The organism is Limnospira sp. PMC 1279.21 (assembly GCF_032349615.1).
In the GTDB taxonomy this organism is placed as follows: domain Bacteria; phylum Cyanobacteriota; class Cyanobacteriia; order Cyanobacteriales; family Microcoleaceae; genus Limnospira; species Limnospira fusiformis.
The window spans coordinates 1-2,290 of sequence record NZ_JARPLU010000331.1 but is presented as its reverse complement, the minus strand read 5'-3'; the positions used below and the strand labels follow the sequence as shown (position 1 = coordinate 2,290).

At 44.9% G+C, this 2,290-nt stretch carries 3 protein-coding genes and 1 pseudogene; all 4 read left to right on the top strand.

The features are described from left to right. The first annotated feature begins 163 nt into the window (after nt 1-163). Nucleotides 164-388, top strand: coding sequence for a reverse transcriptase N-terminal domain-containing protein (locus tag P5683_RS24255; RefSeq protein WP_008054763.1), 225 nt, complete (start codon nt 164-166; stop codon nt 386-388). Between the two features lie 21 nt (nt 389-409). Then, nucleotides 410-1,513, top strand: a pseudogene (gene ltrA / locus P5683_RS24245) (group II intron reverse transcriptase/maturase); the annotation flags it as partial. Further along, complete coding sequence (locus P5683_RS26605; RefSeq protein WP_396442619.1) at nt 1,508-1,996, top strand: HNH endonuclease; 489 nt, start codon at nt 1,508-1,510, stop codon at nt 1,994-1,996. The pseudogene ltrA and the gene P5683_RS26605, both read left to right, overlap by 6 nt. Nucleotides 1,997-2,176: 180 nt before the next feature. Continuing rightward, nucleotides 2,177-2,290: MerR family DNA-binding transcriptional regulator (locus P5683_RS24240; protein WP_396442618.1), on the top strand; the 114-nt coding region annotated here is incomplete at its 3' end.

Below are 2,290 nucleotides of genomic sequence, written 5' to 3'. Positions count from 1 at the left end.
GAAGCACGGTTCTGAATGGGAGAGGGTGAAGGTGACTTCACTCTCGACCCCTAACCATTGGGGATGTGAGATGTGACCAAAAGCCAACGCCCGACTGTAATGGAAGGGATATGCTAACAGGTCACGGTTTGATTGCAAGGAATAGAGTCTAGTAGGTGTAAAAATGGCGATAGCGAGCTTAAAGAAAGGGTTTGAGAAATCAAAACCAATCAAGACTACGAACAACGCATGGAAGGCAATCCCATGGACGAAAGTTCAACGGAGAGTTTTTAAGCTCCAAAAGAGTATATTTCAAGCAGCTAAATCGGGACAGAATGCAAAGGTTAGAAGGTTGCAACGTCTACTGGTGAAATCATATTATGCCCGGCTCTTAGCAGTGCGGCTGTAGGGGCGGGTTCCACGGTCAGCCATGCTTCCCAACAGTCAGCTTAATAAACCCGCCCCCCAAGAAAACCAAGGTAAAAAGACGGCTGGAGTGGATGGAAAGATAGTAATATCCCCTAAGTAAAGGCTAGAGATGGTGAAGGAAATCAAAGGGAAACTCAAACCCAAACCACTGCGACGGGTGTGGATTCCAAAACCTGGAAGGGATGAAAAACGCCCCCTGGGAATACCCACTATCCAAGATAGAGCAAGGCAAGCCTTGGTGAAGTCGGCACTCGAACCCGAATGGGAAGCAAGATTTGAAGGCACAAGCTATGGGTTTAGACCAGGGAGGTCAGCTCAGGATGCAATAGCCAGGATTTACCTGAGTATCAACAAAGGTGAATACTACGTGCTAGACGCGGATATAGCGAAGTGTTTCGATCGAATAAACCATGATTACCTACTGTCCAAAATTCATGGTCCAAGCTGCCTAAAAAGAGACCTGAAACAATGGTTAAAAGCAGGTGTGTTGGATAACGACGTATTCGAGGATACAGAAACAGGGACACCACAAGGAGGGGTAATAAGCCCACTACTTGCCAACATCGCACTGGATGGAATGGCAAGATTAATCGAAACAATGTATCCCAAGAAAAGGGGAACCGTTCAGGCTACCCTAATAAGGTACGCGGATGATTTCGTGGTAATCTCAAAAGACCTAGGAATCATTGAACAGTGCCAAACTGCAATCTCTGAATGGTTAAAACCCGTTGGACTAGAAATTAAGCCCGAAAAGACTCGGATTTGTCACACACTCAATTCTATGGAGTATAATGGCAAAACAGAGGAATCAGGGTTCGATTTTATCGGATTCAATATCAGGCAATACCCAGCAGGAAAACATAGAGCAGGGAAGATAAATAGGGACACAAGGAAAACCTTTGTAACTCACATTAAACCCAGCAAGAAAGCAGTTAAAGCCCACACTGAAGTGATGAAGGGTGTAATAAAACAACATAAAACAGCACCCCAATCAGCCCTGATTAGTAGACTAAACCCGATAATACGAGGATGGTCTAATTACTATTCCGGGGTAGTCTCAGTTGAGACATTCAATAAGTTGGATTACACAGTTTGGCAAATGTTGCGGGCATGGACAGTTTCAAGATGCGGAAAGGCAAAACATAAGAAACTGAGTAAATACTTTAAACCGGGAACGGTTAAACTCAGTAATGGGAAAGAAAGACAGGAAACTTGGATGTTTCAAACCAAAGATGGGTTACATCTGCATAAGCATAACTGGACCCCATTGGTCAGACATACCCTAGTGCGCCCGGACGCAACACCATACGACGGAAATTGGACTTACTGGGCAACCAGAAAAGGACAAACAACTGATACACCGACAAAAGTAGCCAAACTACTCAAAAGGCAAAAAGGTAAGTGTGCCTGGTGTGGGCAATACTTTACCCCATCAGACATAATTGAAGTAGACCATATTGTACCTCGAAGCCACGGCGGAAAGGATGAATACAAGAATATTCAATTACTGCACCGCCACTGTCACGATAATAAAACGGCATTAGACAATGCCAAAGCCGTATCCCTAACAATGGAGCAATCAAACTAGGAGCCGTGTGAAGGGAAACTTTCACGCACGGTTCTGAATGGGAGGGGATGGAGGTGACTCCATTCTCGACCCCTAATGGTGTTGCCTAAACAGTCCGACAAGAGGATGATTTAATCTCAAATTAGGTTAATATTTTAGGGCAATATGGTATAAGAAGCGAGAAGAGTTGAGGATAAACCTATTGCCAGATATGTCAAACCCAAGGAAGCGGCCCAAATCCTTGGAGTCCATGAAAGAATACTCCGCAGATGGGACTCCAATGGCTCAATCGAGACCATCAGAACCCCCGCTGGG